Raw genomic sequence first — 5222 nt, 5'->3', positions numbered from 1 at the left:
TGCCCAATTTCTGGAAAACTTCTAACATTGCTGGATTGCCAGCATACTCATTGAATCGTTTCTGATTAACGGCTAATCTAAAATCTTCATCTATAAGATAATTTCTGAAAAATTCGCGCACCTCATAATATACCTCCGGACTAATGTCTGAGTTGACTAAATACTTATCAAATTCTTCTTGCGCTAATTCGTCTTTTGATTTGAAACGAGAAATACGGCCAAAAATCTTATCAAGTATCTCCCAAAGAGTTATATGGCGGTCAGCTTTATATCCCTGTCTGACACGATCCATTGTAAAGTAATCGTCTGGCTTATTAAATATATTCTCTTTTACATATTGCTCCATTTGTTCATAGTCACCACTATCAACCGCTCCTTTGAACTCAATGTCCTTACATGCAGCTTCTTTGATTGTGCTTTCAAATCGGCTAACATATAGCTCCTTATCTACACGCATTATATTACCCTCAAAATTCATTACCTCCATCATTTTTAAAGGGTCGGGGATATTTATAAGAGTTGGATCTATGTGAGATGGGATTCCACCCCCGTCGCCTCCACCTCCTTTTCCTCTTGGTGGTAATTTTATAATTTCATCATAAGGATATTTTTCTTGGAAGTATTCACAATTAGCAAAAAAATCAAAAAGTTTATAATTTTCTTTTTTCTCTTTTATTTGATCATCTCCATCTGAATGTTTAAAAACATATGTTCTTGTTCCTCGTCCCTTAATTTGAACAAAATCAGTGGGAGAAAAGATTGGTCTCATTAAACAAAGATTTATAAGGTCCTGGCAATCATACCCAGTCGTCATCATTCCAACAGTAACACAAACCCTTGTTTTGCTTGTCTTATAACCATCAAGAAATTTTGAAAGGCCACTAAGTTTATTGTTAGCAAAATTAGTGGTCATATTTTGAGCATTTGGAATATCGGAAGTAATTTGTATGGCAAAATCAGAATTGTATTTACCAGGAAACATTTTCATTGCAAAATCGTTTAAGATTTGCGTAATCTTAGATGCATGTTTTCGACTAACACAAAAGACAATTGTTTTACCAATTTCTTTCGTTATTGGATCGCGTTGCGCATTATCCATGAATGCTTTGACAAATTCAAAGTTAGTTTGTTCTGAAAAGAAATGACGTTCAAAATCTCTTTGATTGTAAATAACCTCTTCCTCTTCGCCCTCTTCTGTTTCTACTTGCACAGCGTAACCTTCATCAGAAAGAAGTTTAGTTGTTATTTCGGTACGACAATCTATAGCAGTTGGTAAAACTAAAAACCCATCCTTCGCACCATCAACAAGCGTATAACGAAAAGTTGGCTCGTTACCATCACAACCAAAAGTTTTATAAGTAGATAAAAGATTACGTCTTTCCATTTCTCTTGGATCACTTTCGTCGATATCTTTTTGAGAAAGATTTTTAAGATAATCTTTTGGCGTAGCAGTTAAACCTAATTTATGACCAATAAAATACTCGAAAATAGTTCGACTATTACCAGAGATAGAACGATGGGCTTCATCGGAAATTATTAAATCAAAATCAGTAGGAGTAAAAGTCTTAAGGTATTTATTATCATGAGAGATACTCTGAATGGTTGTTATTACAACCTCAGCTTTACGCCAATCATCTCTATTCTGTTTAAAAATTACAGCACGATAATCTGGTTGCAAGTAATTTTTAAAAGCCTTTTCGGCTTGGTTTTCAAGCTCTAAACGATCAACTAAAAATAAAACTCGACGTGCGTTGCCGGTTTTAAGATAAAGTTTAATAATAGCTGAAGCAAGAAGAGTTTTACCTGTTCCAGTTGCCATCTCAAAAAGAAAACGATTCTTACCTTCAGAAACTGCTCTTTGTAATGACTTTACCGCATCAAGTTGATATTGACGTAAGAAATGTAAACCAGTATCAGTAATAAAGTTTTGTTTTTTCCCTTCATCAGACCAGCGTGGATCCTGTTCATAAAAAGGGTTTTGTGTTAAGGCAATATAATTATCTTTTAATTCTTCGCTTGTAAGTTTGTCTGTATTTGGATTAAATTCTTTATTACCTTTCAAGCTTTCAAGAGTTGGAAAAGTTGAAATTCTTGTAGGATTACCAAGTTCTTTATCCCAAAAGTAATGAATGTTTCCATTTGAAAGTATAACAAAGCGAACATTCTGACTATTAGCATATCGACGAGCCTGTTCTTTTCCAACAAGAGGATCTTTGTCTTCAGATTTTGCTTCTAAGACACATATGGGAAAATTCTTATCATCTAATAAGAGGTAATCAATAAATCCGGTACTTACTTTTTCAAAATCATCTCCCAATTCATCAATTTTAACATTATTTTCAAGAGTTATGTTTGCTTTCCCTTTTTCATTATCAAAAAATCTCCACTCAGACTCCTGAAGTAGATTATTTATTTTAATTCTTGCTTTCGCCTCTTTATTGATACTCATTAGTAGTATAATATACTTAAAAGTACGATAAATCAAGAAAGATTATTAGTAATCTTTTTCCTATAAGATCATTGGCTTTTTGGGACAAATATAGCATGTTTGGTTAAACCACTCCTCTAAGCACATACCTCTCCATTCTTTACCGTAGATAGTATCGTTTTTGTTAAGATCTGGGTCTTCTATAAACTTATCCATAAAATCATTTGGAACAAGTCCGCAAAAATAATCATCTGTCATTAGTCTATCTATCACTAATCCGAGACAATTACTAAATAATTCCTTGTCAAAAGGTATATTTAACCTCTGTAATATCTCCCAAGGAAGAATAAAAGTATTGGTAAGTCCAAACTCGAACACTATACCCTTGTTTCTACTTTTAAATTCATCGTATTTGTCTTTAAAATACTTATGAATGGTCATAAGTAATGCTGTGTTAATAACCATGTAATACATAAATTCTTTCTTTTTAAGCAATATATGATTGTTCTCTTTTAAAAAAGTTAAATCTTGGACAAAAAATAATTGATTTTGAGAGCCATCTACATGCTTATAAGATGGACATGCTTTTCTGAAAATATCTAAATCTATAGGATATCCATCCTTATAATAACTATAAGTAGGACTAAAACCAGAGGTAGGTTTTTTAATTATCTCAGAAAGATAATTTTTGGGACTTTTTCTATGACCCAAAAAATAAGATATTATAGATTTAATTTTTCCATTCATAAGTCTATCTTACTTTATTTTGCCATATAATAATACTAAACCTGCTATTTTTAATTTCTTTCTATTGTATATATATCTAGACCATTTTTCAATAAACATCCGGCGTCACCACCAGTTTTCCAACAATTACTTCTAATTTGACTTGGCCTGTATTCCTTCCAATAAAATAATCCTGCAACGGTAATTACGATTATTACAATTATACATATTTTAAACCAATTTTCTTTTATAAAATTTTTCATGATGTTCATTATTTATTTAGTAATATAAGATAAATTTGGCTCTATAGCATCCCGAATCATAGAAATGGCTTGATTTCAACTTCTGGAAAAATTAACTTACCACCTATACTTTTATAATAATTATCGCTATAGCCGTACAATTTATATATTTTATTATATTCTTGTATTTTATTATTCCACTGTATTTTATTCATTCTAGTCCGATCATCATCCGAGTCATTAAAGGATATCAATAAGCTATCATACTTAGGAGAAATAAAAATAATACCTGAATCTGGATTATTTAAATACTGACAGCTTGAAATAGTTTCAGAAAGAGACAAGGTAACTGTTTTGATTGTTTTTTTATCTTCACTTAAAACGTCTTCTGTTTTTAAAGAAGGGATACTATTAGCTTGTTTGCAAAAAACTTTTAAGTTTTCTAATGTTGGATTATTTAAAAAATTTCTTGCTATAATTTGCGTCTCACTATCAACAGATGGACCCTTTAAGCATCGCACAGAGGCACCAATCGATTGCAAGTACGCAACATTATGAAGTGGAGACTCGTCCGAATTGATATGACGATAGAATGAATAATCATCGGCAAAAAGGGTAGATGACCAAAAAAAAGCTACAGAACTTTTATATTGAAATTGTCCATTGTCATCACGACGACCAGATCCATAAGCAGAAAAGCTAGAAACAATATCACTCTTAGTATTATTAAATCCAATTCCTCTCATTTTTTCACCAGCTATCTTCCACCCACCTAAATAAGTGGCTAATGTGTCCCATTCAGAGTTTTTAGGTATATGCCAACCATCTGGACATATGTCTCGTGTAAAGTCCTTTTTACTGGGAATAGGCGGGTAGTAATAATAATTAGTAGCTTCATTGTACTGATATAGCCCACCATAAGTATCACAATTAGCAATATCATTATTGTAACAATACTTTTCTATAGTATTATTATTAGTTTGATCAATATCTCCAGAAATATATTTTCCAATGTTCAGATTTCTCTTCATCCAACACTGAGTTCCTATTTTTACTATCTCATAGACTGGATTATTAGTATCACGATTGTCAGTTATAGAAAATACTCCATCACATCCAAGATTAGAAGCTGATGAAGAAGATGGAGCTGGAATTATAGTTTTCGTTTGAGAAGAAGATGATACTTGATCGGTATCTATAATTAAATCTTCCTTAACTTCCTCTTCTGTTGTAATTTTAGACGATGGTGCTACTTCTTTTTTTACTTCTTTATTTTTATTCCAAATATAATACCCAGAACCACTAACTGTCACCAAGCCTAAGATAATTAAACCTATAATTACAGGGATAAATCCTTTTTGTTTTTGATTCATATAATTACGCTAGTGATTTTATTACCATTACTAATAATCTTACCTGTAGCGTTTTATATACAAAAAGCCCACCACAGGTAGTAGCCGAAGCCACTCATACCAGTTTCCTGATATGGCCGGTAAAGACATCCCATGATGGGTTGTTTATTCTTTACCGGACTTCAAGCCATGCCTTTGAAATCCAAAGGTTTAGGCCACTTCTATTAAATTGTAACTACATGATAGCTCAAAAGTTAAAAAATGTGTAGTCTCCATATTTATTGATTTATTGCTTATCATTTGCTAACATTATCACACAATAAAGAATGCTTATTTGCAACATTATGAGGTAATGTGTACACACATATTGCACTTTTATGATAATCTAGAGGCATATGTCAAAAACTATGCCAAAATCAACACAAGAAGAAAAATATAGGTGGATAAAACCCATATTAGAGAAAAATATTAGCA

General features: G+C 32.0%; 3 protein-coding genes. All 3 read right to left on the bottom strand.

Annotation, left to right across the window (positions count from 1 at the left end):
- The coding region (locus PHF25_08675) for a DEAD/DEAH box helicase family protein (GenBank protein ID MDD4528083.1) at nucleotides 1-2449 on the bottom strand (2449 nt) is incomplete at its 3' end.
- A gap of 60 nt (nucleotides 2450-2509) precedes the next feature.
- Nucleotides 2510-3175 carry a hypothetical protein gene (locus tag PHF25_08670; protein ID MDD4528082.1) on the bottom strand — a complete coding sequence of 222 codons (666 nt, stop codon included), beginning with the start codon at nucleotides 3173-3175 and terminating at the stop codon, nucleotides 2510-2512.
- 298 nt (nucleotides 3176-3473) lie between these two features.
- Entirely contained in the window at nucleotides 3474-4769 is a 1296-nt protein-coding gene (locus PHF25_08665; GenBank protein ID MDD4528081.1) for an FISUMP domain-containing protein, read from the bottom strand.
- Nucleotides 4770-5222: the final 453 nt, after the last annotated feature.

The organism is Candidatus Margulisiibacteriota bacterium (assembly GCA_028706105.1).
GTDB lineage: Bacteria > Margulisbacteria > Riflemargulisbacteria > GWF2-35-9 > DYQY01 > DYQY01.
The sequence above is the reverse complement of the archived record's forward strand: the minus strand, read 5'-3'. Positions and strand labels throughout refer to the sequence as shown.